The organism is Bacillus sp. 05T31 (assembly GCF_056396725.1).
Genome location: NZ_JBFTMA010000814.1, coordinates 1 through 1,768, shown reverse-complemented (window position 1 = coordinate 1,768; position 1,768 = coordinate 1). Strand labels below are relative to the sequence as shown.

At 31.7% G+C, this 1,768-nt stretch carries 1 protein-coding gene and 2 pseudogenes; all 3 read right to left on the bottom strand.

The window, feature by feature from the left end; translation table 11 throughout:
- Positions 1-339 (bottom strand): annotated as a pseudogene (locus AC1DJR_RS28645) (exosporium protein D); the annotation flags it as partial.
- A 181-nt stretch (positions 340-520) separates the two neighbouring features.
- Positions 521-1,203, bottom strand: a pseudogene (locus AC1DJR_RS28640) (glycosyltransferase family 2 protein).
- Positions 1,204-1,418: 215 nt separating this feature from the next.
- Positions 1,419-1,768, bottom strand: a 350-nt coding sequence (locus AC1DJR_RS28635; RefSeq protein WP_477004116.1) for a LysE family transporter, incomplete at its 5' end; no start/stop codon positions are given.

Below are 1,768 nucleotides of genomic sequence, written 5' to 3'. Positions count from 1 at the left end.
ATTTGTGACAGTGAGGCTTTCAAAATTTTCTACTTGAAAAATCCTTGTTTCACCTGTAGCTATTGTAGCAGTAATTGGTCTACGAGCATTTCTTGTACGAATAGTTATTACAATCGGTGCAGAGGTGCCAGGAACATGAAACTGAAGTAATGTTTTGTTGTGATTATTAGTAGAATCTTCGAAAACTATTCTTGAAGTGTTAGCTGGTACGACAATATCTAGAGGTATATTTGAACCGGCAATCGTATGCGTTTCAATGAAACAGTTCTCTTTTTGGTGGTGAGAATAAGAATAGTTTTTATAGTACTTTTTTCCATGTTTATAAAAATAGTCAGCCATTCTTTAATCTCCTATCTTTTATTTGTCTATATATAGTATTTAATAAAAGTAAGAAATGTTTGTACAAGGTAGAAAAAAGTTCTATTTAGTAGAATAAGAGAAAAAATTTAGATGTATGTTCTGTAGAATTTGTTTCAGTCAACCCAAATATAAGAAATGTATAGCTAACCTTTTTACGATATTAATAGTTAGGAAAGCATAGATCGGGAAATACAGTTTGGTATTCTGGGATTAACCGAAGATCAGTAGTTAAGGTCGCATAGTGCGTATAGTTTTTTTCTGATTTTTCAAGTGTTGTTAAATGATGAGAACCTAAACCACGCTGTACACTATGTTTAGAAAGAGTGGGTCCAATTTGTAATTTTCTTTTTTTCATAGCCTTTTTCCATGGACTATAAAAAAATTTAAAAACGAAAGCAGGCTGCATGTAAATGCTATATGGATAATGTGAGCCATGTCTGCCGACTCTGTAGTCACCATGAAAAATATTGTGAAGTAATCTACCGTTGGGATAAAGCAGATTGGGACTGGGATGGATTAAAATACCGTGATAACGTTCATCGATCATCTTTATAACTCTAATGGAAAACCTGTTCCCTCCATTAAAGTTAAGTTAAGTTAAGTGAAGAATTGTTTTTTATTAAAACACCAAAGAAACTCTGTCGTATTTAATACCATTTTCCATCCAGTAACTTCTTTTTCAATTTCCATAACTTCTTAATCAACTAGATAGGCATCAAATTCTAATACTTTTGAATTACGAATTTCCCAATGAGGTGCAAATAACTTACATATTTCCACTGAACGGTCAGTAGATCCTCGGTTAATTAGAATACCGTGATCAGATAGTTTTGTATGATGCATTAACCATCATGGAAGTAAATATTCTGCATTGTAAAAATGAGAACTTAAAGTAGTCTTAATGAAAACCTCCTACTTATATAAAACACTACGATAAGGTGGGAATCTTATCGCTAGAAGGTTCCCACCTTAAAACTAGAAAAACAAAGATGATAGGTGTAAGGATAATTATTTATTTCGGATTGACTGTTAAATTAAGAATTGGGATGGTTATGGAGTTAGTTGATAACAATTGAAATAGCGCTAAAAATTAATAAAACTGCCATAATAATGTTAAAGAATTGGTTATGTTTTAATAAAAGTTTTTGGAACATTGAACCGAATAGGCTCCAACTAAATGTACTCATTAAACCGACTACTCCTAAAAATAATGAAAAAAGAAGGTAACTAGAATATGAATTGTAGTAAGGGAGAATAAAAGTAGAAACTACAGTCAGTCCGAATAATATCCCTTTAGGGTTAACAAACTGAAGAAAAATCCCCACTGTAAATAAGTTCTTATTATCTTTTTCATCGGGATCTGTACTGCCTTTACTAATGAGTATTTTAATAGCTAGATATAGCATGT